This is a genomic window from Bacillus sp. FSL K6-2971, from assembly GCF_038006405.1.
Taxonomy (GTDB): domain Bacteria; phylum Bacillota; class Bacilli; order Bacillales; family Bacillaceae; genus Bacillus; species Bacillus pumilus.
The window spans coordinates 823,035-847,047 of sequence record NZ_JBBOVD010000001.1; the positions used below are offsets into that span (position 1 = coordinate 823,035).

Consider the following 24,013-nt stretch of genomic DNA (forward strand, 5'->3'; position numbering starts at 1 on the left):
GTCTATAATAGATAGAAAGGAAATCATCTGATGAAATATTCTAAAGCAACCAACTATGCACTTCATACGATGGTATTTTTAACTCTTGCACCAAAGGGGAAAGCAATAGGCGTTGAGCCTCTCGCCAAGATGCAAGACCTTTCACCCACCTATTTATCCAAAATTTTAACAAAGCTTGTGAAGGCAGGATTGATTGAATCAACACCTGGCGCAAAAGGTGGTTACACCATTATGAAAAAGAAGGAGGACATTTCATTTTTAGACGTCATTCAGGCGGTAGAAGGTCAAACTAATTTATTTCGTTGTTCCTTAGAACATGATTCTTTCATGCCTCATGATGACTGTTTGATTGAGCAGGTCATGCAGGATGTTGAAACGAAAATGCAGGAGACGTTAAGTCAAAAGCGGTTAGTTGATATCGCAAGCCAAATTGAGCAGACAAAAAAAGATCCATTTTTCAACATGTGATTTTTTTGAACAAATTATAGATATTAAGAGTCTTTAAAGTCTTGAATAAAAAGGAGACATTGACATGTTATTAGATTGTGCCATTATCGGAGGAGGGCCAGCCGGATTAAGCGCAGCACTTGTTGTGGGGCGGGGCAGAAAACAGGTCATTGTATTCGATGACGAGATGCCAAGAAATCGAGTGACTCAGGAATCACATGGATTTATTACAAACGATGGAATGACACCGTTTGAGATCAGACAAGCGGGAGAAGCAGATCTTCAAAACTACCCCAATATCCAAATCAAACGAAGTAGAATGGTCGAGATACAAAACAATGAGGACAACTTTGCGTTACTGACACAAGAGGGAGAAAGGTTCGAAGCGAAGAAAATCATATTGGCAACAGGGCTAAAGGATATACTGCCAGAGATCAAGGGGATTCATGAAGTGTATGGAAAGACGTTGTTTAGCTGTCCTTTCTGCGATGGCTGGGAGCTAAAGGACAAGCCGCTTGCTCTCATTGCTGAGAATCCACGCGCCTTGCATATGGCTAAACTTCTTTCCAATTGGACAAAGGATTTGATCGTGTTTACGAATGGGCAGCAAGTGTTTGCTGAAGAGGAGAAGGCATTGCTATCAGCACATTTTATTCAAGTCATTGATGTACCGATTATGTCAATTCATCATGAGAATGGACAAATGCACTCTCTTCACCTTGCGAATGGGGAAACGGTGAAAAGAGAAGGCGGATTTGTCGCAAGTGAATTCAAGCAGTCAGCTCCATTTGCTGAAAGTCTGGGCTGTCAAATGACGAAAAATGCCGGCATTGAAACAGATATTCTTGGACGTACAACAGTCAGCGGTGTCTTTGCATGCGGTGACAATTTAGGCGGCCCTGCTCAGCTTGTCCTTGCAGCAGCAGCTGGAAGCCAGGCAGGAATGGGCGTTATCCATGAACTTGTGCAGGAAGAATTTCAACAAAAAACATCTCTATGAAAAGAGATGTTCAGCGATGAACGGTTTTCCGTTTTGCTAAAACGTGAGCTGCCCATTCAAAAAGTGCGTAGATGACAAAGAAGATCAGGATCCAGCTGCTAGCATCGATCCATACGTTGGTGATATGAATGATGTTCGCCTGATCAAGTCCAACCTGTATCCACATAGTGATCAATGCGGTGAGGAACACCTGTAAAAACCATTTTTTCAATTGGTCACACCTCCATCTCTTTCTATCATATAAGAAATGACAGTTTATTTCCAATTGTATTTCCATCAATTTCAACGGTAAAATAAGAAATAAAACCAATGGAAGGACATGACATGAGCGATCAAACCAATAGCTTTTTAAAAAGTCATTTTCCTGATCTTGTCCTCACGCCGCCACTTTTTTATGGGTGGCCTTTTGGGCTACGCTTTGAAGTGGCAGATTGGTCATTAGGAAAGAAATCGGTTGTATTAGAAAAAGCGGGGGATCGTGCTTTAGAAATTGTGAGATATGCTTTTGATCCAGAAGACGATATTCTGTTTGTCACGGATGTCTATACGCAGCATGAACATGAATTAATGAAGCAAAAGCTCCTAGTTTATCAGAAATATGTTCGCCGGCAAGTACGCAATCGCTTGCGTCACGAGCTTTTGACCTATGTAAGACCAGAACTAGATGAGCCCCTGACATTGGAGAGATTTACCTTGTCTTGCCAGCTGCAAGATATACGATTACACCCACTTCTACAAGCCATGTGCCAGGAGGATTTCTATGCACCGAATCAAATCATGAAGGGGAAGCTTGATTATGAAATCTATTTGATCAATCTCTCTAAACAGATGATTTTCCACTTATATGATGATCGAGGCTGTGATCTTATTGCGGCAGATGCTGAGCGCCTTCGGCCAGTCTACGAGGGCTTACAGCACTGGCTATTAGACTATGATCGTGCTCAGATGGACAGGCTGTTTGCAAAGAAATAAGAAAACCGCACTTTTGACAAGTGCGGCTTCTTTTTATGCTTCTACTTTATTGAAGAACTGTGGTAAATATTCTTTGTGTGCTTCTAGCATTTCATCTAGGATGCTTTTTGCAATGGCATCTGATGGGACGAGCGGGTTGATCGTCATTGCGACAAGTGCTGTGTTGTAATCTCCTGTCACGGCTGCTTCAGCGGCAACACGTTCAAAGGATTTAATTTGAGAAATCAGTCCTTTGACTGCGACTGGCATTTCGCCAACAGCGATTGGTTTAGGACCGTCTTTTGTGATGACGCAGTTCAGTTCTACAGCAGAATCATTTGGAATGTCACTGATGGCACCATTGTTGATGGTATTGACAGGCTGAATATCATGCTTGTCGTTATAAATCGATGCAATCAAGTTACAAGCGGCATCACTGTAGTAGGCACCGCCTCGTTTTTCAAGCTGTGGCGGCTTGATATCAAGATCAGGGTCTTTGTAAAGCTCAAACAGGTCATTTTCTAGTGCACGAACGACTTCTGCACGAGTTCCTTCATTCTCTGCTGCTTTCTTTTCTTCAGCCAGCATATCACTTGTTTTGTAGTAGTAGCGGTGATATGGACATGGAATAACGCCAAGCCCTTTTAAGAAATCAGCATCCCACGGAATGGCATGAATGTTGTTCATCGACATCGTGGAGTTTGGATCTGCCATGTCTTCGATGACTTGATCCATGATACTTTTGCCATCTAAGAATACATTTAGTCCAAAGACCATATGGTTTAATCCAGCAAAGCTGACCTCGACTCTGCTTGCGTCGACATCAAGCCCTTTGGCAATTCCCATGCGAATGCCGATTGGCACGTTGCATAAGCCAACGACTTTGCGATGGTTTGAATAGCGAAGTACGGCTTCTGTAACCATACCAGCTGGATTTGTGAAGTTCACAAGCCATGCATCTGGGCATAGTTCTTCAATATCTTTCACAATATCCAGAATCACTGGAATGGTGCGAAGCCCTTTGAATAGACCTCCTGGACCATTCGTTTCTTGACCAATGACATCATATTTTAAAGGAATGCGTTCATCCTTCATACGTGCTTCAAGAAGTCCGACACGGAATTGTGTTGTGACGAAATCAGCGCCCGCAAGCGCTTTCCGGCGATCTAATGTTAAATGAACCTCGATTGGAAGTCCTGCCTTTTTCACCATTCGTTTTGCAAGATCTCCGACGATTTCAAGCTTTTCTTTTCCCGCTTCAATATCGACAAGCCAAAGCTCGCTAATCGGAAATTCATCGTACCGTTTAATAAATCCTTCTACAAGCTCTGGTGTATAGCTTGATCCTCCGCCAATTGTGACAACCTTTAATCCTTTTGCCATGTTCTGCACCTCCGAATAATGTAACGCGCAATGTTATAATAGAGAAAAGCCAATTCTTTTGTTTGTACATCTATAGCTTATCGTGAGAGCATCTCGTGCGTAAATGACTTCAGCGTCTTTAGGCAAGGGTGCCCTATTTAGAGATTTGTTACATAAAAGAAACACATTGTGACATGCTGTTGGAGAAAGGGGAAGTCAGATGTTTTCAAGTGAGGTTATTTCCAGCTTTAATGAACTAGAAAGCGCTTTATACCGATACATCATGGAAAACAGTGAAAAGGTCGTGTATATGAGAATTCGGGACTTAGCAGATGCTGCCCATATATCCACCTCGTCTGTCCTTCGCTTTTGCCGAAAAGTGAATTGTGAAGGCTTTTCAGAGTTTAAAGTGAAGCTTAAAATGTATTTAGAAGCAGAGCAGACACCTACTTTAAAAAGCACCCAGCACTTTCTATATGAATTTATTGAACGAACACTAAAAGGGGACTTTGAGGGGAAAATTAAAGAGGCAGCAAGGATCATTGCCGATGCAAAAAATGTGCTGTTTATTGGCACTGGCAGCTCTGGTATTTTGGCGCAGTATGGGGCAAGGTATTTTTCGAGTCTTGAGAAATTTTCATTTTACATCAATGATCCGTTTTTCCCGATGAATATGCAGTATTTAGACAATAGTGTCACCATTGTGCTGTCTGTATCAGGGGAGAACAGTATTACAATCGACCATATTTCGAAGTTAAAAAGAGAAGGAAGCAAAATCATTAGTATTACAAACAATCAGCACTGCACGATTTCGCGCATTTCAGATTTAAATATTGCTTATTACGTGACAGACGAACGGGTTCACAGAGCCAATATTACGACACAGACGCCAGTTGTGTATATTTTAGAAGCGATGGCGCGTGATATGTTCGCAATGTTAAAGGAAACGTAAAAGAGCCGCTGCATGAATCAGCCGCTCTTTTTTTCCTGCCTCATAAATGAGAGGATGGCAATCCCGGAACAGATGAGCACAAACAAACCGCCCAGCATATACACAGTCCTCGCTCCGAATGCATCTGCAATCAATCCAACAAAGAAAATAGATAAACCGACAGATACAGAGGAAAGAACGTAATGAGCCGAGTACACCTTTGATAAATCTCGGACTGGCGTTTCCGTTTGAAGAATGGTTTGCTGTGAAACATCACGAATTTGATAAGCAGGCCCCATCAAAATACAAAGCAGCAAAGCAAGCCACGGCAGGCTGTTCAGTGAGTAGACAATGGTCAGCACTGCATAAATGAATGAACCAGCTGCCATAAAGAGAAGAAGCTGCTTTTGAATGAACCGGCTTATCCACGCAGCCAAGAGCCCGCCTAGAATGGCGCCGGTATAATAAGCGGCATTGATAAACCCCCACCAATCCTCACTTTCGTTTAAATCTTGTGTGACAAAGGCAAGCGTAATCGCCCCGATCCACACAGCGCCTGCTATATTTTCACACACATCCATAAAGGTCAGAGTGCGAATTGTTTTGTTTGTCCAAATGATCGTCCAGCCATCCTTGAAACTGTTCATCTTATTTGCTTTTCGAACGGTGTCTCCTTGCTTAAGAAGAGGAAATACAGGGATGAAAAACAAATAAGACAACACAATCATCAAACAAGTGATCCACATTAAATAAAAGGGGCCAATGAACAGGACGAGCATTCCAGTAAACGAATAGCCGGCAATTTGAACCGTTTGTTGAAAAATGGAGGCTGTACTGTTCGCTTTCACAAGCTGATTCTCTGGCACAAGCATCGGCATGATGGCCTGCAATAAAGGACTAATGAACCCGCCTGTGATGGAAATGAGAATAAGCGCACCAAACAGCCAAACTATATGCTGCTGAAAGAAATGAAATTGGGCTGTAAACACGATGAGCAACCCGAGACGTAAAAGCGGGGCCCATTTCAACAGCCGGTCCGCTTGAAAGTAATCTGCCAAAACAGGAGAGATGAGCCCGGCTAATAGCTGGCATAGTGTTCTTATTAGCGGAAATAAAGCCGCATACGCAACAGATTGTGTATCTTGATAGATCACAAATGTGATCGTCATCACAAATAGAATATCACTTAGCATGAGAAGGCTTTTACTGCCTGTATAAAACCAAAACTTATTTCCCATATCCAACCGGCTCCTTTTCAAAAACAAGTTCAGTATAGCATGGTGAAGAAGGACCCAGAGGCTTTTCAGTGAAAAATACATCTTAAGGATGAGAGGATTGTGATAAGCTAAATGAAAGACATCGTAAGGAAAGGGGTTCAAATCAATGAAAGTACTGCCAGCACATGAATTCTTGAATCAGCACAGCATCCCATATGAGATCAAAACATTCTCTTCCGAAACAGAGAAGGGAGCCGCAAATGTAGCAGCAGCCCTTGGTTTTCGTGAGAGACAAATGATTAAGACATTGATTTTTGAAACAGGGGAAGGGGAGCAGTTGCTTGTGATGGTTGGCGCTGACCAGCATATTAAGTCAGGAAAACTAAAGAAAGCGGCTGACTCTCGTAATATTAAAATGGCATCACCAGAGAAGGTTCTAGAAGTGACAGGCTACCGAATTGGCTCAATACCGCCGTTTTGCTGGCAGCCAGAAGGCTTCCGCACCATTATCGAAGCTTCACTATTAGAGGAAGAAATATTAGGCGTTGGCGCAGGTGAATGGGGAAATGAAATCCTTATCACACCAGAACAATTAGTGAAAGCCTCAAAGGCTGTACCGTATGACATCGTTCAACCAGCAGAATAGAAAAAGTGCCTGTTTCTCATGCAGGCACTTTTTTAATTTGCAGCAGGCTCCTTAAATGGACCGATCCCTTTCATTTGCAGGAAGGCATCCACGGTTCTATTTTCTTCAAGATCATTCGCCCGTTTGCAGATCACAACAGGTCTGACGATTTCTATGCCTTCGATATATATACGACCAATCTCTTTCCGCTGGAAACTACCTTGAACCGCATCACGGGGAACAAGCGTGATCCCATAGCCAGCTTTGATCATTTGAATCGCTTCATGAACACCGCTGAATTGTAAATCAACAGTCGGTTTTTTAATTCCTTTCGAGGTGAAAAGGGAAAAGAGCTTATCTCTTGTGGAGCTGCCTTCTTCACGCATCAAAAAAGGCTCCAGACTCAGGCGCTCTAGCGGGACGGTTTTTCCGTTCAACGGATGGTCTGCTGGCACAATAAAATCATAGCTTAAATTCGTCAAATGAGAGGTAACGATCTCCTCATGATGCAAATCTTCAATCACAGCGATGGCGACATCTGATTCATATTGCAGCAGGCTCTCTATCACTTGAGCGGAGTTTCCGCTTTTTAATTCGATTTCTGTCTGTGGTGATGACGTTTTAAAAGCAGCCAGCCAATCTGGCAGTAAAAAGTTGAGTGGTACGTAGGTAGAAGCGATGCGGAGGCGCCCCTTCTTCCCGTTTTGTAATAGCGTGATCTGATATTCTACTTCCTTTTCAGCCTCAAACACTTGCCGGGCATAAGGATACAGCATCTTTCCCATTTCTGTGAGCGCAATGCCTCGACCGTTTCGTTTAAAAAGGCGAATCCCGATCTCTCGTTCAATGCTTCTAAGCTGGGCCGTCACAGCTGGCTGTGTTAAAGATAGTGCATCTGCAGTTTGTGTGACGCTTTTTGTCTCTGCGACCTTTGCAAAAATTCGAAGGGCATGTAAATTCAACTTTGCACCACCTATCAATTATTTTGATAAATTAATCAAAAACATTCATTAGATTTATTATAAGGCATCCCTTATCGTAAAGGTAGCGAAGGGGGAAGAAAAATGGATCGTCGTCAAAAGCAAGTTGTGTCAATATCGCTTATCACAGCATTTGCACTTATTGGGGATTCAATGCTCTATATTGTTCTCCCGATCTATTGGAAAGAGATTGGTTTATCATCCATTTGGGAGGTCGGGTTACTGCTGTCTATCAACCGATTCATACGTATCCCGCTAGCACCTGTCGTATGGTGGCTCTATCGATATATCCCAATGAAGACAGGTGTATTGATGGCGATTTTGATCGCGTCAGTGACCACGATATTATATGGGATGAGCGGTTTTTGGCTGCTATTGATCTGCCGCTGCGCATGGGGCCTCGCTTGGACGTTACTCCGTATGAGCGGGATGAGGGTTTTGGCTGAAATGGGCGAAGGCTCACAAGGACATTTGACGGGTCTTTATAATGGACTTTACCGGCTTGGGAGTTTATTTGGCATGTTATTTGGAGGAATCTTTGCTAGCTTGATCGGCTTCCAGTCCATGACGCTTGTCTTTGGTTTACTCACATTGATGGGGGGCATTTTTTATGTATCGTTGGATGAAATTGAAAAGAGAGAAGGCAGCGAGGTGTATCATGGCATCAAACAAAAGTGGTTTACACGAGATGTGGTAAAAGTACTGATAACAGGCATGCTGATCGCACTGATCATTCAAGGTTTATTCGCATCCACGCTGAGTCATGTCATTGAAGCAAAAATCGATCAGGATGAATTGACTCTGTTTGGCTTTGTCATCGGAGCTTCGGCTTTAAGCGGTGTTATTCAAGCACTCAGGTGGGGATGGGAACCATTTCTCGCACCGAGAACAGGCAAATGGTTTGATCGGCTTGTGATGAAGGAACGAATGCTATGCTGGATGTTTCTTTCATTTGGAGGGCTCAGTTTTCTTGGGGTCATGCTGAAGGTAAGCGGCTGGTTCCTTGTGATGCTGCTTTTGATTCAGCTGCTGGCAACGATTGTAACAACGTTCACCGATACACTTGCCTTTCAAAAAGCCTCTGCTCAAACAGATAAGAACCGCTTTCTCGCCAGCTATTCTTTTGTTCAAGATATGGGGGCTGCTTTAGGACCTTTGTGCGGGTATACATTGATTCAGTTTTTCGGAACAAACAGCGTCTTTTGGCTGATGCTCATCATAAGCTTAATGCTTGTCAGCATGTGGGTAAGAGGCGGGCAGCATGTTTCTTCTAGTGCAGTGTAAAAAATAAAGCGCTATATAAAAAAACTGCCTCATGCAGCTGAGCGCAGGAGGCAGTCATATTCTCTTATTCTAAGTCTGAATCGTAGGCTTTTTGCGTCAGCTGGCTGACAACCTCTTTTAACCCATTTGGTTTATGGAATTCTACAGGTGTGCTTCCTTTTTCGAAGACGATTTGGTCTGCTTCAACGAGCACGACATATCGATTGTTGACCTTCGCAATATGGATCGAGTGGCCAAAGTCCGCTAGAAGCCCTTTGATTTCTGTTTCACCTAGACGCATTTTCATTGTGATGTCAGGGGTTTGTTCCACAATGTGAGAAGCTGCTAGTGTGACCTGTTCTGTATCGAGTGTTTCTCTAATTTCTCGTTTTTCACTCGCTTCCCATATTTCAAGGTCCTCTTCAAATTGCTTTAATTCTTCACTTTCATCCTGTAATGTTTCAAATACTTGTTCCTGCACCATGTTCATGACCTGTGATTTCATTATTTCAGGCATTGATTCTCCGTATTCGACGAATTTCAGAAAGTCCTCAAAATAACGAGCATGTGAGGATTGGTGAATTTTCACTTCAGCTTCCTCTGTCATGCCCTCTTCTGGCATAAAAGGGTATTGAATTGATTTCATGTTTTTAGTTGTAATCGCCATTTCTACTTTTTTGATCAAGGTAGATGTATCAGCGATAGAAGCGACTTTCTGTTCAAAATCGCATTTCATAATAAAGACAAAGGAGTCATCGAAGTACTTTTTAGGAACGGCAGACGCAACTAAAAAAACGCCGCCTCTGACAGCACTTGTATCTAAATACGTGCGCACAAACTGTTCACTGCATTCATTAAATACTTCTTTTGTATCGGCAAATCTCGTCTGATGAAATAAATTGTAGTTTGGATTTGAATCGAGTTCATGACCGGGTTCGACAATGAATCGGCCAATTTTGGTCGGTACTTGTTCAGATTTAGGGTGTCTGTCCACTTTTCGTTTGACGATTTTTTTTAGTTCACCATCTAAAAAGTCCTTCAGCTCACTTTGTTCAAATTCCTCTTGATCTAATGTTTGATAATGCTTGAACCGTTTATTTGCTTGTTCATCTTTGCCTTCGATTTCCACGACAAAGAATGATAGAAAACGTATCGTAAAATCCATTGATTGGTCACCACTTTTTCTTCTTCGGATATGTTGAGTATAGAAAAAGGAGTGAAAATCGTCAACGAATGGAGAAATATCGTGTCATTATTTCCCGAGAAATGTTTATGGAAAAACACTTGATAATAATTATCATTCTTGATAGAATGATAAAAGAAAAGAAGGAACCTGCCAGTTCCTTCACCTCAGAAAAATCACTTATTTTGTTTCAAATGTTTCGCAATCAGTTTCAGCATTGCGAGTCACATCAGCCATTGTGTTTTTACCAATTTTAATGGTAGAAGCCGTACAGCTGTTATCAGCCCAAAAACGGCAAGAGTTCACTTCACAAAGTACGTTTTGTGCCATGGGAATTCACCTCCGTGATTCATATTGAGAATGAAGCAAGCTGCCACTTGAATTCATTCCATCTAGTAGTCTCTTGATAAAAAGAGGCTGTTTGTGCTGTTGATGCACATGTTTATCATACCATCTACCCTGATAATATACAATTTAAACTTTGAAAGAGCGAGAATACAAATCTCGCTCTTTTTTTATTTGTAAAAATAGTTAAATGCTAGGTGGCACCCTCTCTCATTTCGACATATGAATAGAGTAGATTCAAAACCTGATGTCGGACAAAGTATGAGGGTACATGTACTGATTTTCCGCATAAAGATAAGGTTTTCAATCAAAAATTTTTCATAGAGAGATGAGGGGAGAAGATGAAAGCAGTCATTCTCTGCGGAGGAAAGGGAACGAGAATGAGTGAGGTCACACAAGCGCTTCCTAAACCACTTGCTATGATCGGAGATCGGCCTATTCTATGGCATATTATGAAAATCTATCAGTATTACGGAGTAGATGAGTTTATCTTATTGCTTGGATATAAAGGAGAGAAGATCAAAGAGTATTTCCTGAACTACGACTGGCGGCATCACAGCATGAAGCTGGATATGGCAACAGGGGAAATAAAGCTTTTAGGAAAGTCAGAGAACTGGAAAATCACCTTTTTAGATACGGGCGAGAATACGATGACAGGCGGACGGTTAAAGCAGGCACAGGACTACATTGGGGATGAGACATTCATGATGACGTATGGTGATGGACTTGCCAATGTCAATATGTTTCATCTGCTGAAGCGTCATCAGGAGCTTGGGGCAGCTGCGACTGTCACAGGAATTGAAAAGAAGTCACAGTACGGGACGTTGAAGGTATATAACGGGATGGCACAATCCTTCTCTGAGAAGACAGACAGTATCGGGATGATCAATGGAGGATTTTTTGTGTTGTCTCCAAAGGTATTTGACTATTTGACAGACGATGACCAATGCGTATTTGAAGCGGAGCCTCTTCAAAATTTGGCGAATGATGGAGAGCTTGCGGTTTATGAGCACCACGGATTTTGGACAGCGATCGATACGTATAAGAACCTGAAGGAAATCAATGGCATGTGGATAAATGGAAAACAACCATGGAAGGTTTGGTGACGGCATGAGCGGATTTTGGAATGGGAAAAACGTGTTTGTGACTGGATGTACAGGACTATTGGGAAGCTATCTCGTCAAGGAATTGATTGATCAAGGTGCAAACGTAACTGGATTTGTGCGTGATCAGGTGCCAAGGTCGAATTTATATCAAGGCAGTCAATTTGAAAAGATGAATGTGGTACAAGGTGCATTGGAGGATATGCAAACGATTGAACGTGCGTTAGGAGAATACGAAATTGATACTGTCTTCCATTTGGCGGCGCAGGCCATTGTTGGGGTTGCAAATAGACACCCTGTTTCTACATTTGAAGCCAATATTTTAGGGACATGGAATGTACTCGAGGCTTGCAGAAGACAGCCTCTAATCAAACGAGTCATCGTGGCATCAAGTGACAAAGCATACGGCGATCAGGAGCAGCTCCCATACGATGAAGACATGCCGCTAAATGGGAAACATCCGTATGATGTATCAAAGAGCTGTGCAGATTTAATTTCTCACACGTATTACAACACATATGGTCTTCCAGTTTGTATTACGCGCTGCGGCAATTTATACGGGGGTGGGGATTTAAACTTTAACAGAATCATTCCGCAAACCATCCAGCTTGTGCTAGAAGGAGAAGCGCCTGAAATTAGAAGTGATGGTACTTTTATTCGTGATTATTTCTACATTGAAGATGCGGTTAAGGCTTATTTGCTGCTAGCTGAGAAAATGGAGGAAAAAGGGCTCGCCGGAGAAGCATTTAACTTTAGTAATGAAATTCAGCTGACGGTTCTTGAGCTCGTGGATAAGATTTTAAAGGCGATGGGCAGTGAACTGAAGCCTCGTATTTTAAACCAAGGAACGCATGAGATAAAGCATCAATATTTGTCGGCAGAAAAGGCGAGAAAGCTGCTTGATTGGAAGCCAGACTACTCGATTGATGAAGGTTTAGAGAAGACGATTGAATGGTACCGCGAATTCTTTCAAAAATAGAGGTGTAAGTAGATGAACAGCATATATTGTACGGTTCTATCAAGTGGAAGACTTTATCAAGCCATTGCGTTTTTCTTGTCATTGAAGCAAGTAGAAGATGATGCTGTCATCAAGACGTTATGTATGGATGATGCTGCATTTGATCTGCTTCAAAAAATGAATTTTCCTCATGTTGATCTTGTTCATGTACGGGAGCTCGAAACGCCGGAGCTGCTGGAGAAAAAAGAGGAACGGGATGCCTCGGAATATTGCTGGACATTAAAACCGATGTGGATTGAGTGGTTATTTGAACAGGAGCAGGCAGAAGGAGTAACCTATCTTGATGCGGATTTATTTTTTTATGAGAGCCCGCAAGTGATTTTTCAACATCAGCCGGATGCCTCTGTTTTACTTTCGAGAGGGGATATTGTGATTCCGAGCTTTGATCCTGAGGAAGTGAAGATGCTTCAGAAGCTTTTAGGTCGCTATAACTCTGGCTTCCTGCATTTTAAAGGAGATAAAGCCGGACGAAAATGCCTCAGCTGGTGGAAAGAAGAATGCTTAAAGGAATGCAAAAATGCACCGGGCGAAGGCAAGTTTGGCGATCAAGGATATCTCGATCATATGCCGAAGCTGTTTGAAAAAGTGGAGGATATTCAAACAAAAGGCGTGAATATTGGTCATTGGAACTATGGGCAGCATTCCTATCGGGAAGAAAATGGACGGATTTTGCTGGAGGATGGGCATCCGCTCATTTGCTATCATTTCAGCGGCTTTCGCATCGTGAGCAAGGATGAGATGCAGCAAATTCATGAAAAGGGGAGAGATGATCTGCCGTTTTTTCAAGAAGCCTATCGAAACGTGCTGCGCCATGTGATTGAATCTGTTGAGCAGGTCGATCCGCTGTTTAACGGCTATGCCAAATTGGAGGAGGATGACGCATGAATGAGAAACCAAAGGTAAGCGTCATTATTCCGAGCTATAATGCCAAAGAGCGTTTAGAAGGGAGTCTTTTTTCCTTAACGCTTCAGGATACGAATATTCCGTTTGAGGTCATTGTCGCCGATAATGGGTCAACGGACGGCACGATGGAAATGCTTGAGAACATTGAGGTGAATTTTCCGTTTAAAAAGGTACGTATTCCTGTCAATCAAGGGATTGCCAAGGGTCGCAATCATGCCATTCGCGAGGCGGAGGGGGACCTGTTGATATTCCATGACAGCGATATGCTGGCAGAGCCGCAATTTATTCAAAAGCATGCGGAGGCACATGCTGATCATGAGGACCTTGTCATTTGCGGTGTATGCTGGAAGCGGATTTATCGTTATTTTTACGAAGCATTTGAGCAGGAGCATATCAAGCGGTTGAAAAAGCAAGGCTTGTATAAGCGGAAAATGAAAGATAAAACGCCTCTTTTATCAATGAAGGAAGTTGAAAATGGTGCATTTCTAGAGAAAAGCTTCGATTTGCAGTCTGAGTTTATTGCTATCCTCAAAGACATTTTGCGCACGTACAACTATGATTTAGGCTCTTATGAGCTGCCGTGGCGATTTTTTATTACGAATAACTCCTCTGTCAAACGCAAGCATGTCATCACGCTCGGGATGTTTGATGAACATATCGTTCGGTACGGGTTTGAGGATTATGATTTAGGAATTCGTCTGCATCAGCTGGGTCTCTCCTTTGAATTGCGAGAGGATATCATGAGCGTGCATCAGGAGCATCCAAGTAATTTAACGTCATTTGATGACATCAAATATAACATTTTGTATATGTGCGAGAAGTACAACAATATTGATGCCATTGATGTCCATTTGGCTTTCTCTGGTCCATTTTCTCACACCGTCACAAATGACATTGTAAAAGAAGTCCGGCAGCTGCGTGATAATCCGGTATTCGATGGTCTGCTCTCTTATTTTTTAGAGCTGCTTCATTTGATCACAGAGCGGAATGTGGGCGTCAAACGCGATAATAAAGATCAGCTAACAGCTAGACATGTCCCTTTGAAAAAGCTGGCAGAGGCAGCGCAGCTTGCACGGCAGGAATATGGCTGCACAGTGGTTGTAGAAGCCATTCAAGGGCTGACGAAAGAGCTATTACGCGTTGATTTGTTCCAAGTGGATGTGTTGTAGATGGCGTCTTATCATTTTACAACCATTGTGTCGAATACCCATGTTTTTAAGCTTTTGGCGCTGATTCATTCGCTTGAACAAACCGCTCATTCATTCAAGCTGTCTGTTCTATGTGCAGACCCTTTGGCTTACAAGGTGTTAAGTGAATTTCCTCATCCGCATGTTCAATATGAACAGCTTGAAAATATTGAAGATGAGACGCTGCGAAAGGCAAAGGATGATCGGACGTTCCATGAGTATTGCTGGACGTTAAAGCCCGTTTTTTTGCTCAAAATCCTTGAGTCTTCAAAAGCGGATTATCTCGCCCATTTGGATACGGATTTGTATTTTTATCATGATCCAGAGGCGATATTTGCAGAGAATCCACTCGCTCATTTATTTTTGACGGATCATATGAATTCCGAGCGGTTCTATCACTTTTATGAGTTGTCTGGCCGCTTTAATACTGGATTTGTCGGCTGCCGCAACACAGACGTTGCCAAACGGGCGGTCACACAATGGAAGGAAAACTGTCTTGCACACTGTACAGTCGAAATGGATACAAAAAATAAGACGTATGGAGATCAGCGGTATGTTGAAAGATGGGTCGATGATTTTGAAGGGGTTCATGTGGTGACATCTAAAGGAGCCAATGCCGCGATTTGGAATATTGAAAACTACAAGCTTTCAGTTGTGAAAGGGGAAATGTATCTCGACGAATGTCCACTCTTGTTCTATCATTTTTCTGCCTTTACGATCATTGATGAGAATACGTTTAATCTGAATTGGTATTACTATATGACAGAACAAAGGCTTGTGAATCATTTATATATTCCATATGCCGATTTGGTTCATCAAAAAATTAAACAGGTGCAAAAGGTCTTTCCAGAATTCCAGCAAGGGTTTATTGCAAAGAAGCATGTACCTGATACGCATTTTTATGAGATATGAAAAAAACCGCTCAATCACTGAGCGGTTTTCTCCTTTTTATGATTCATTCCATTTGGAGATGGTTTGATCGCTAGGTAGTAAGAAGGCCAGGATACCTAATATCGGTAAAAAGGCGACTCCGATCATAGTAGGCGTTAAACCGAAGGCATCAATGAATGAGCCTAGAGCGACCGATCCGATGGCACCCATACCAAACGCAAGCCCAACCGTTAAACCAGACATTGTGCCAATTTTCCCGGGAAATAGTTCTTGAGCATAAACGACTGTGACAGAGAAGCTTGACGTCAGAATGACCCCAATCAGTCCAAGTAAAACATAGGCAAAAACAGGTCCGGCAAATGGCAGCAGCAAGGCAAGTGGAAAGGATGCCAATAAGGAAATTAAAATCACGGTTTTCTTGCCAAAGCGGTCTGCAAGCGGCCCGCCTAAAAATGTCCCAATTGCACCTAGAATGAGAAATAAGAAAATATAAGTCTGTGATTCTTTAATCGTCAATCCATATTGTTCAATCGCATAAAACGCATAGAAATTTGATATCGCATTTCCATACCAAGAGCGGGCAAAGATGAGAAAGACGATAATGCCAAGTGCTGTGAGTGCTGACTTACGGTGAAGTTCAGATCTTGCAGCTTTTGCGGGAGCTTTTTTCGCTTGAGCTCGAATGGTTTGAAGTCTTCCTGCGTACCATCTTGAAATATAAAGAAGGAAACCGACAGCAATCATTCCAACAATCGTAAACCAAGCCACGCCTGGCTGACCGAGAGGGACGAGCATGAATGCAGCGATCAGCGGAGCAAAGGCTTGACCTGTATTTCCGCCTACTTGATAGATGGACTGTGCAAGTCCTCGTCTTGGACCAGCTGCCATGTTGGCAACGCGGGAGCCCTCTGGATGAAAAATGGCAGAGCCGAGTCCGATAAAGACAACGTAAAGCAAAATGGTGGCAAAGGAAGGCGCAAACGCAAGCCCGAATATACCGACAGCACTAGAAAATAAAGCAATTGGGAGTGCATAAGGCATCGGTCGTTTATCTGTGTACCACCCAATAGCGGGTTGCATCACGGAGGAGACCATATTTAATGTAAAGGCAATTAGCCCTAATTGTGTAAAGGTCAGCCCCATTGAGCGTTCTAAAATAGGGAACATCGCAGGAATAACGGCTTGCAAAGTGTCATTGAGCATATGACAAATGCCAATAATCAATAAAATGGGATAAATCGTTGATCCAGTGACAGAATTTTGAGGTTTATCCTTTGTACGAGCAGCAATAGCCAATGAGACTTCCTCCTTTCATTCAACTGTTTTCAATTTTGCATTCTTCTCATTTTATTCATAAGGTGAACTATAAAACAATAGCAAATTGTCATGATTTAGAAAAAAGAGACACAAGCGTTTGTGTCTCTAAATGGTTACTTATAAAAAGTTGCGATGACAGGCTTCATTTTTTGAATGACGAGTCCACTACCGCCGCGGTTTTTTACATCTTCAATCATGCCGACGAGGACGTAATCTTCTTTTTTAGGATTAAATGCAAGTAAAAATCCATTTTCAGAACCGTCTGTTGCCCCTTGTTTGCTCTTTAGCTCTGCCGTTCCTGTTTTAGCGGCAATATCAGCTCCTTCCATTTGTAAGGAGTGAGCTGTACCGTTTGGACTCGTCACGACCTGAGTGAGCGCGTCTTTCACTGTATTTGCCGAGTCTTCTTTGATGATTTGTTTTGGTGATGCTGTTTTCTCGTCTTGAACGACTCGAGGATAGACAAGTTTGCCTCCTGTTGCAAATGGAGAATAGGCATGTACTTGTTCAATCGGTGACATGAGTAATTCGCCTTGGCCATATGCCGAGTCAGCAAGTAAGATGTCCGATTGAATGCCGTCGTTCGATACTTGCGCTGGTTTCATTGTAAATGGCATGTGCAAATCTTCGCCAAATCCAAATGCTTTTACTTTTTTCTCATAGGTGTCTTTGCCAATTTCCAGAGCTTCCTGTCCAAAGTAAATATTATCTGAGTACACGAGGGCATCAACCATATTTACGTTTTCTTTATCGTGAACCCGTGTAATTCGATAATTACCCCAAGATTGATCTTTTTGCCATTTTAGTCCATGGATGGTGCGTACTTTATTAGGCTTTGTGACACCTGTTTCCAGCCCGATGGCTGCTGTAATGGTTTTGAATGTAGACCCTGGTGCATACCGGCTCGCATACCGGGCTTGGAATGGGAGATCTGGGTTTTCACTGTATGCCTGATATTGCTTAGGTGTGATCCCGTTTGTCATAAGATTGACATCATAGGAAGGGGCGCTGACAAGCGCTAATAGATCCCCCGATGATGGATTTATGATGGTGACAGCCCCTTTTTCACCTTTCAGCTGTTCATAGGCTTTTTTCTGTAAAGAGGCATCAATGGTCAGCTTCACTGTTTTTCCATCTTGTCGATCTGATTTTTGCAATGTTTCTTCAATGCCTGTTTCATCATGGACGATCAAAATGCTTCCGCCATCTTGTCCGCGCAAGTTTTGGTCAAATGTGAATTCAAGTCCGGTTTTGCCAATGATTTGATCTGCCTTTAATGCCGGATTTCTTTTGATATCATCTGCATTTGCTTTTCCGACATAGCCGGTGAGATGGGCGGCGGCTTCGTTATAAGGATAGTAGCGCATTTCCTTCGATTGATAGGTGACGCCTTTTACATCCTTTGGAATCGGCTTTTGCTCTAACATCGATTTGAGCGGGACAAACGTGTCGTCTGTGACCCATGCTTGTTTCAGCTGATTGTCGATTAGTTCTTCATCTATATCAAATGCCTTGCTGATTTTTTTGATATTGCGTTCTTTTTCTTCCCCTGTGCCAAGCTTTCCTGGGATGATGCCAAGTGCGCTTCCACCAGTTGTTTCTGCTAGGGTACGTCCTTTTCGGTCGACGATGTTTCCGCGGACAGCAGGGTCTGATTTGACTTTGATGGTATCTCCCTTCTCCATTTGCGGGAAGATGAGATTTGGCTTCCAGTCGACTTTCCATTTGTCATCTTCTTCTGAGAGAACGCCCTTGTAAGAAAGCTTGTGCAGCTTGCCAAATGACGTTTTCATTGTTACATCATAGGAAAATTGATACCCATTTCCTTTGTCCTGTTTTTCGACGTTGAGCTTTGATATGTTCAGATCATAAGCACCAATTCCGTTGAAGATATTGTCATATTTTTCGGCTAGTTGTTTTTTTGAGAAGTCATTGGCTTTCAAAGACGCACTTGTTACCTCATCAGCCAGCTTTGTAAAGTCTTTCTTCTCCATTTGTTTTGTAAAGGATTGAGCCGCTTTTAAAGCTTCTTTTTCTTTTGACAAAAGAGAATCTTTTAAGAAAAAGAAAGCAGCAGCAACTACGATGATACTAAGAATGGGGATCATGACTTTTTTCTGTTTCCAAAATGATTTTCGTTGATCTGTATACAATGAAAACACCTCAATTTTTGATTAGATCTTCTATATTTTACAGTGATTGCACATGATTTGTATAGTTTCTCCTATGAAAATAGACCAATGTATCATGTCATGGTTTTGGGAATGGGACGAAAATGATAGATGGTTTCTATGAAAGATATCTTCATTTTTTCTTATGATTTAAAGGATTTCTTAAGAGATCATCGAATGTGGAAAAAAAGAAAAATATACAAGCGCTTTCAATAGGGGGGAATTGTTATCGTTTATAAAAAGGTGAATGTGATTGGACTTGTTCTTGGACCGGCACTCTTCTTGCTCGTTCTTTTTCTCATACCTGAAAATGAATTGACCTATGCTGCGAGGGTAGTCTTGGGCATTACCGCTTGGACGGCTACATGGTGGGTGACAGAAGCACTGCCCATCCCTGCAACATCTTTATTGCCGATCATCCTACTGCCGACACTTGGCGGACTTTCTATGGAACAGACATCAAGGGCTTATGGAGATCCGATCGTTTTTATGTACATGGGAGGATTTATGATCGCAATTGCCATTGAAAAATGGAATCTGCATAGAAGAATGGCCTTACACATTTTAAGGGTGATTGGCACACGAAGTGACCGCATTGTCTTAGGTGTCATGATTGCGACTGCTTTTTTATCTATGTGGATTTCAAATGCAGCGACAGCACTGATGATGCTGCCAGTGGCACTTGCAGTCATTAAAGAGGTCAAGGCTAATGACATCTTAGCTGGTCCATCTCTTGAGCGATTCAGTAAAAGCATTTTATTGTCGGTTGCGTATTCAGCATCAATTGGTGGTCTAGCAACACTTGTCGGCTCTGTGCCAAATGCGGTGTTTGCTGCCATGTCAAAAAAACTGCTAGATCGGGAGATTATGTTTTTCGAATGGTTTTTGTTTGGGTTTCCCGTTGCGATCGTTCTGCTCATTCTCTTATTTCTGTATTTAACAAAGATACAGTTCAAAGTAGAGCATACAGGGGACATGAGTGTAGCGTTTATTCGAAAAGGTTTAGAGGATTTAGGGAAAATGAAACAAGAGGAAAAATGGGTGTTTGTTGTTTTTCTTATGACGGCGTTTTTGTGGATTTTTAAGCTCTTTTTGTTTGGAGGGATCACCGTATCTGATACATCTATCGCCATTTTCGGTGCCATGCTGTTATTTCTCATTCCAGCAACAAATGGAGAGAGAATATTAGAATGGCAGGATATGAAACAGCTACCGTGGGGGCTGTTGCTTTTGTTTGGAGGTGGGCTGTCGCTCGCTACGGGCTTTGCAGAAACCAATCTAACAGGATGGATCGGGGAAAATCTACAGCATTTAAATGGGCTTTCGTATATCATGCTATTGATCATTTTAACGGGAGCGATTTTGTTTATGACTGAAATTATGTCAAATACAGCTGTTGCCAATATGATTATTCCGATTACGGTAGGGCTTGGGCTTGCGATTGGCATCGAGCCCTATGGGTTAATGGCTGCGGCTGCTTTGGCTTCCTCATGTGCGTTTATGCTGCCGATTTCCACGCCGCCAAATGCCGCTGTTTTTAGTGCGGACGTGCTGAAAATATCTGATATGGTCAGGGCAGGCTTTTGGTTAAATATCATGAGTATTGTGGTGATTGTCCTTGCGGTGTATTTCTGGCTCCCGATTGTGCTTAAAAGCTGAGCGCATTAAGAGGAGGAAGGCTTTGATCGAATCGAGACTGTCGGTGTTTTTGTTTCTTTTGGCTTCGGTGGTGGTGTTGATTTTTTGATGTGAGTGTCCTTTGGCGTGTAATAGGTTGCCCCAATATTGAGCCTGCCTTGAAGCTGGTCAATGGAAAGCTCCCCAAACTCTAAATAGTAATCAATTTTGTCCACATGCAGGGATTCAATATGAATGTGTGTATCCTCTGAGACAGGAGAAGCTGGTGCGGACATTTTTTGCTCGAGAGCGATGAGTCTTTTTTCCAGCTCGGTGACAGAGGGGGATAGACTGGAAAATGCATCGGCGGTGAATGTCGGACAAAATTTGTTAGCAGAGTGGCAAAACTCAGATAAAAAAAATCAGGGGTACGGACAAAATTTTGGAGATGCCAGCGGTTTTGTCGGGACAAAAAGCCATGTAGATGATCGAGATCAAGTGGACTCACCTGCCTCTTTTTCACCAGCAGCTAAACCCATTCAAAGGAAGTGACGTGTGATGTTATTCTCACCCTCAGTTGTCAATGTCGGTGCTTTTAAAATCAATGCAATGGATCGGGGTGCATCACTGACGCTAGGTCCTTATCAGCAGATCGATTATTTTCTCTCAATGAAATTGAACCAAGGATTTGGAGAGGACAATGGAGATTGTTCACCGCTTGTCATTCCGATTTCAAGCGTGTTAGATCCAGATATGGTGGACTCAAATTCAGCCAAAAACAGCGTGATTTAAGCAAAAAAAAAAGAGACCGGGAAACCCCGTGTCTCTTTTCTAATGTGTTGCATTCAGATGACTTTTTCGTCTTGCATAGGTGAAATAAACAACGACACCAATGGCCACCCAGATCAGGAAGGCTCTCCATGTCACCCATGAAAGGGTCGTTGCGAGTGTGATACAAATGACCGCACTGATAATCGGAAGAACAGGCACGAAAGGCACTTTAAACGCTGCTTTGACATTCGGGTGTTTTTTCCGTAAAACGATGACGGCAATTGAAATCACTGTAAAGGCTGCAAGTGTACCGATGCTGACTAAATTCGCGAGCGTCGATAAGTTCACAAAACCTACGATACATGCTGCGACAGCACCTGTCAGCCATGTGTTGGCAACGGGTGTTTGCGATTTTGGATGAACCTTTGAGAAAATCTTTGGCATGAGTCCATCGCGGCTCATCGCAAAGGTTAGGCGTACCTGCGCATAGACCAAGGCAATTAAAACCGTTGTGATCCCAATAATGGCACCGGCTGATATGATACCTGCCACACTATGAAGGCCCACGACTTGAAGAGCAAATGCGACAGGGTCACTGACATTCAGTTTCGTATAGTGAACCATGCCGGTTAAGACAAAGGACACACCGATGTATAAAACGGTACAAACACCGAGCGCTCCAATAATACCAATCGGCATCGCCTTTTGCGGATTTTTGACCTCTTCAGATGCATTGGCGATCGCATCAAATCCAAGGTAAGCAAAAAAGACTGTTGCCGCGCCTGCGATCACGCCTTCAAAGCCCATCGGCATAAAAGGTGTCCAGTTTTCAGGTTTGACGTACGCAAAGCCTGAGATGATAAAGAGAAGGACGATGGCAATTTTAATCAGCACAATGATGTTATTCAGTTTCGTGCTTTCTTTGACGCCTCTTGAGACGATAAAGGTGATAAGCAAAATAATGAGTGCGCCTGGAAGGTTAAAGACAGCCCCATCAGCGGCTCCAGGTGCAGCTGATAATGCCTTCGGTATGTGCAGACCGAATCCACTGAGCAGTGATTGAAAATAGGACGACCATCCGCTTGCTACAGCAGAGAGCGCAATGACATATTCAAGCATGAGATCCCAGCCCATTAAGAAGGCGAGAAATTCCCCGAGTGTGGCGTAGGAATACGTATAGACGCTGCCTGACACAGGAATGGACGAGGAGAATTCAGCGTAGCAAAAAGCAGCAAGGGCGCATGCGATCGCAGCTAAAATAAAAGATATAATAATCGCAGGTCCCGCATCTTTTGCCGCAGCAACCCCCGTAATCACAAAGATACCAGTCCCGACCACGCAGCCAATGCCAAGCAAGATTAAATCAAACGTATTTAACGATCGGCTGAGCCGCTTCGTCTGACTTTCAAGCATGAGCTGGCCGAGAGACTTTTTTCGAAATAAAGAACTCATGTTGACCTCCTAATGGATAAATCTTTTCGTAAGACGAGTGTTAGTATATGCTTAAATGACAATTTAGTCAATTGGTTGGAGAACGCTTTAAATCACTAAAGTGTTAAACGACACAATCGAATTTGTGCACAAAAAGAGACATCCGCCAAGAGATGGAAGGCGGATGTGGTGACATATAGTCTACGTCTGTTTAGTAAATATCTTTTCATTATACAGCACACTTGGATGAGTGGGGGAATGGGCGGCGGATGCATGGTGATGTGTTTTGGCTTTCTCCAAATCGCCGAGCTGATAATAACAATAGCAAAGCTGGAGATGTGGATACCACGTTTTATACTGTGTGAATGTGAAGGCTGTTTCGTTTTCAGGAGCCTTCAGCGCCTGCTCATACCAAAAGATTGCAGCCTGATGTTTATTTTGCGTTTTTAAATGATCCCCGATCCGGCAGCAAAATTCTGGCCGGGGCTGATCGTATAAGAAGGAACGTAATAATGAGGATAAAGCTGCTTCCTCGAAGCCTACTGCATAATAGCAGTCGGCTAAATATTGGCATGCGCGAATTTCATCCTCAATCCAGCAATGTTTTGTGGCTAAAAATTCATGATAAAAACGAATCGCTCTGACATGCTGCTGGTTATCTCTTAGTTCATTGGCAAAGTAAAAGAGATCACGAGGCGTCATTTCTTCGCCTTTTGCCAGCATGTCTTCATAGATTCGCAGGTTGCGCCCAGGCTCACCAGCGGTTGTTTTCTTGCGTTTTTGATGTGTGACGGCTATATCGGCTGGAAAGATGTTGCCATACACCTGGAGAAACTCATGTACGGCCCCGTACCACTGAAAGTTCAAGGCACGCTTCACAAGCCGATTTCTTCTATATTTGAAATTCACCTGGCCGTCTTCATCGAATCCCACATGATAAAACATCGAGACGGCGTTCACCGAATTATCAAGTGTCTGCTTGAGCTGAAGAAGTTTTTGACGGTCTTCTTCAAGCAGAACATCGTCAGCATCAAGCCATAAAATATACTCTTTCGTTGCACGTGAGAAAGCGAAATTGCGGGCTTTTGCAAAATGCTGAACCCATTCGAAATCAAGTACCTTGGCTGAAAAGGAGTGAGCAATCTCCTTCGTACGATCTGTTGATCCTGTATCAACGATGATTATCTCATCTGCAATGTCTTGGACAGAGGAAAGGCAGTCCGCTAACACCTCCTCTTCATTTTTCACGATCATACATAAGCTAATGGTTACCATCTTTAGATCACCTCTTCATAGTGTA

At 42.8% G+C, this 24,013-nt stretch carries 25 protein-coding genes; 14 read left to right on the forward strand and 11 right to left on the reverse strand.

Annotated elements, in window-relative coordinates:
- Positions 1-30: 30 nt before the first annotated feature.
- Entirely contained in the window at positions 31-468 is a 438-nt protein-coding gene (locus MHI33_RS04080) for an Rrf2 family transcriptional regulator (protein ID WP_044141568.1), read from the forward strand.
- Positions 469-532: 64 nt separating this feature from the next.
- Positions 533-1,447, forward strand: a complete 915-nt coding sequence (locus MHI33_RS04085; protein ID WP_044141569.1) for an NAD(P)/FAD-dependent oxidoreductase — start codon at positions 533-535, stop codon at positions 1,445-1,447.
- 10 nt (positions 1,448-1,457) lie between these two features.
- Here the strand turns inward: MHI33_RS04085 and MHI33_RS04090 are convergent, their stop codons facing one another.
- The gene (locus MHI33_RS04090; protein ID WP_044141570.1) at positions 1,458-1,658 is read right to left on the reverse strand and encodes a hypothetical protein; all 201 of its coding nucleotides are present in this window, start codon (positions 1,656-1,658) and stop codon (positions 1,458-1,460) included.
- Between the two features lie 113 nt (positions 1,659-1,771).
- Here MHI33_RS04090 and MHI33_RS04095 point away from each other — a divergent pair, with 113 nt between their 5' ends.
- The gene (locus MHI33_RS04095; RefSeq protein ID WP_044141612.1) at positions 1,772-2,419 is read left to right on the forward strand and encodes a DUF3885 domain-containing protein; all 648 of its coding nucleotides are present in this window, start codon (positions 1,772-1,774) and stop codon (positions 2,417-2,419) included.
- Positions 2,420-2,452: 33 nt separating this feature from the next.
- Here the strand turns inward: MHI33_RS04095 and MHI33_RS04100 are convergent, their stop codons facing one another.
- A complete protein-coding gene (locus MHI33_RS04100; RefSeq protein ID WP_065099172.1) occupies positions 2,453-3,781 on the reverse strand; it encodes a 6-phospho-beta-glucosidase in 1,329 nt (442 codons plus the stop codon).
- Between the two features lie 199 nt (positions 3,782-3,980).
- Between MHI33_RS04100 and MHI33_RS04105 the strand changes: the two genes are divergently transcribed.
- Entirely contained in the window at positions 3,981-4,712 is a 732-nt protein-coding gene (locus MHI33_RS04105; protein ID WP_126741160.1) for a MurR/RpiR family transcriptional regulator, read from the forward strand.
- Positions 4,713-4,729: 17 nt separating this feature from the next.
- Here the strand turns inward: MHI33_RS04105 and MHI33_RS04110 are convergent, their stop codons facing one another.
- Positions 4,730-5,929 (reverse strand): MFS transporter, encoded by a 1,200-nt coding sequence (locus MHI33_RS04110; RefSeq protein WP_044141575.1) that lies wholly within the window; start codon positions 5,927-5,929, stop codon positions 4,730-4,732.
- A 145-nt stretch (positions 5,930-6,074) separates the two neighbouring features.
- Here MHI33_RS04110 and MHI33_RS04115 point away from each other — a divergent pair, with 145 nt between their 5' ends.
- Positions 6,075-6,554 (forward strand): aminoacyl-tRNA deacylase, encoded by a 480-nt coding sequence (locus MHI33_RS04115; protein ID WP_044141576.1) that lies wholly within the window; start codon positions 6,075-6,077, stop codon positions 6,552-6,554.
- Positions 6,555-6,586: 32 nt separating this feature from the next.
- Here MHI33_RS04115 and MHI33_RS04120 read toward each other — a convergent pair whose 3' ends face one another.
- The gene (locus MHI33_RS04120; protein ID WP_044141577.1) at positions 6,587-7,495 is read right to left on the reverse strand and encodes a LysR family transcriptional regulator; all 909 of its coding nucleotides are present in this window, start codon (positions 7,493-7,495) and stop codon (positions 6,587-6,589) included.
- 102 nt (positions 7,496-7,597) lie between these two features.
- Between MHI33_RS04120 and MHI33_RS04125 the strand changes: the two genes are divergently transcribed.
- Positions 7,598-8,797, forward strand: a complete 1,200-nt coding sequence (locus MHI33_RS04125) for an MFS transporter (protein ID WP_044141578.1) — start codon at positions 7,598-7,600, stop codon at positions 8,795-8,797.
- Between the two features lie 64 nt (positions 8,798-8,861).
- On the opposite strand, the gene MHI33_RS04130 is transcribed toward MHI33_RS04125, so the two are convergent.
- Both MHI33_RS04130 and MHI33_RS04135 read right to left on the reverse strand, forming a co-directional pair.
- The gene (locus MHI33_RS04130; RefSeq protein WP_012009211.1) at positions 8,862-9,941 is read right to left on the reverse strand and encodes a DUF3900 domain-containing protein; all 1,080 of its coding nucleotides are present in this window, start codon (positions 9,939-9,941) and stop codon (positions 8,862-8,864) included.
- 198 nt (positions 9,942-10,139) lie between these two features.
- Positions 10,140-10,289 (reverse strand): DUF1540 domain-containing protein, encoded by a 150-nt coding sequence (locus MHI33_RS04135; protein ID WP_080773021.1) that lies wholly within the window; start codon positions 10,287-10,289, stop codon positions 10,140-10,142.
- Between the two features lie 356 nt (positions 10,290-10,645).
- Between MHI33_RS04135 and rfbF the strand changes: the two genes are divergently transcribed.
- From rfbF to MHI33_RS04160, 5 genes are read left to right on the forward strand one after another with little or no spacing between them, the layout of a single operon-like run.
- The gene (rfbF, locus tag MHI33_RS04140; protein WP_185107520.1) at positions 10,646-11,410 is read left to right on the forward strand and encodes a glucose-1-phosphate cytidylyltransferase; all 765 of its coding nucleotides are present in this window, start codon (positions 10,646-10,648) and stop codon (positions 11,408-11,410) included.
- A 4-nt stretch (positions 11,411-11,414) separates the two neighbouring features.
- The gene (locus MHI33_RS04145) at positions 11,415-12,386 is read left to right on the forward strand and encodes a GDP-mannose 4,6-dehydratase (RefSeq protein WP_144468499.1); all 972 of its coding nucleotides are present in this window, start codon (positions 11,415-11,417) and stop codon (positions 12,384-12,386) included.
- Positions 12,387-12,398: 12 nt separating this feature from the next.
- On the forward strand, positions 12,399-13,310 hold the full coding sequence (locus MHI33_RS04150; protein WP_253622860.1) for a putative nucleotide-diphospho-sugar transferase: 912 nt from the start codon (positions 12,399-12,401) through the stop codon (positions 13,308-13,310).
- On the forward strand, positions 13,307-14,497 hold the full coding sequence (locus tag MHI33_RS04155) for a glycosyltransferase family 2 protein (RefSeq protein ID WP_044141582.1): 1,191 nt from the start codon (positions 13,307-13,309) through the stop codon (positions 14,495-14,497). Before MHI33_RS04150 ends, MHI33_RS04155 begins: the two co-directional genes overlap by 4 nt.
- The gene (locus MHI33_RS04160) at positions 14,498-15,427 is read left to right on the forward strand and encodes a putative nucleotide-diphospho-sugar transferase (RefSeq protein ID WP_044141583.1); all 930 of its coding nucleotides are present in this window, start codon (positions 14,498-14,500) and stop codon (positions 15,425-15,427) included.
- A 36-nt stretch (positions 15,428-15,463) separates the two neighbouring features.
- On the opposite strand, the gene MHI33_RS04165 is transcribed toward MHI33_RS04160, so the two are convergent.
- Both MHI33_RS04165 and pbp4 read right to left on the reverse strand, forming a co-directional pair.
- Positions 15,464-16,702, reverse strand: coding sequence for an MFS transporter (locus MHI33_RS04165; RefSeq protein ID WP_340909359.1), 1,239 nt, complete (start codon positions 16,700-16,702; stop codon positions 15,464-15,466).
- Positions 16,703-16,836: 134 nt separating this feature from the next.
- Entirely contained in the window at positions 16,837-18,876 is a 2,040-nt protein-coding gene (gene pbp4 / locus MHI33_RS04170) for a penicillin-binding protein PBP4(5) (RefSeq protein WP_044141585.1), read from the reverse strand.
- A 261-nt stretch (positions 18,877-19,137) separates the two neighbouring features.
- On the opposite strand from pbp4, the gene MHI33_RS04175 reads away from it, so the two are divergent.
- The gene (locus MHI33_RS04175; protein ID WP_044141586.1) at positions 19,138-20,553 is read left to right on the forward strand and encodes an SLC13 family permease; all 1,416 of its coding nucleotides are present in this window, start codon (positions 19,138-19,140) and stop codon (positions 20,551-20,553) included.
- A gap of 5 nt (positions 20,554-20,558) precedes the next feature.
- On the opposite strand, the gene MHI33_RS04180 is transcribed toward MHI33_RS04175, so the two are convergent.
- Positions 20,559-20,807, reverse strand: a complete 249-nt coding sequence (locus MHI33_RS04180; RefSeq protein WP_340913888.1) for a hypothetical protein — start codon at positions 20,805-20,807, stop codon at positions 20,559-20,561.
- Between the two features lie 16 nt (positions 20,808-20,823).
- Between MHI33_RS04180 and MHI33_RS04185 the strand changes: the two genes are divergently transcribed.
- Together MHI33_RS04185 and MHI33_RS04190 are read left to right on the forward strand one after the other, a co-directional pair.
- Positions 20,824-21,063 carry a hypothetical protein gene (locus tag MHI33_RS04185; protein WP_044141590.1) on the forward strand — a complete coding sequence of 80 codons (240 nt, stop codon included), beginning with the start codon at positions 20,824-20,826 and terminating at the stop codon, positions 21,061-21,063.
- A gap of 6 nt (positions 21,064-21,069) precedes the next feature.
- On the forward strand, positions 21,070-21,303 hold the full coding sequence (locus tag MHI33_RS04190) for a hypothetical protein (protein ID WP_003214167.1): 234 nt from the start codon (positions 21,070-21,072) through the stop codon (positions 21,301-21,303).
- 39 nt (positions 21,304-21,342) lie between these two features.
- On the opposite strand, the gene MHI33_RS04195 is transcribed toward MHI33_RS04190, so the two are convergent.
- The gene (locus MHI33_RS04195) at positions 21,343-22,734 is read right to left on the reverse strand and encodes an amino acid permease (RefSeq protein WP_217012819.1); all 1,392 of its coding nucleotides are present in this window, start codon (positions 22,732-22,734) and stop codon (positions 21,343-21,345) included.
- A gap of 180 nt (positions 22,735-22,914) precedes the next feature.
- A complete protein-coding gene (locus MHI33_RS04200) occupies positions 22,915-23,988 on the reverse strand; it encodes a tetratricopeptide repeat-containing glycosyltransferase family 2 protein (protein ID WP_340909371.1) in 1,074 nt (357 codons plus the stop codon).
- Positions 23,989-24,013: the final 25 nt, after the last annotated feature.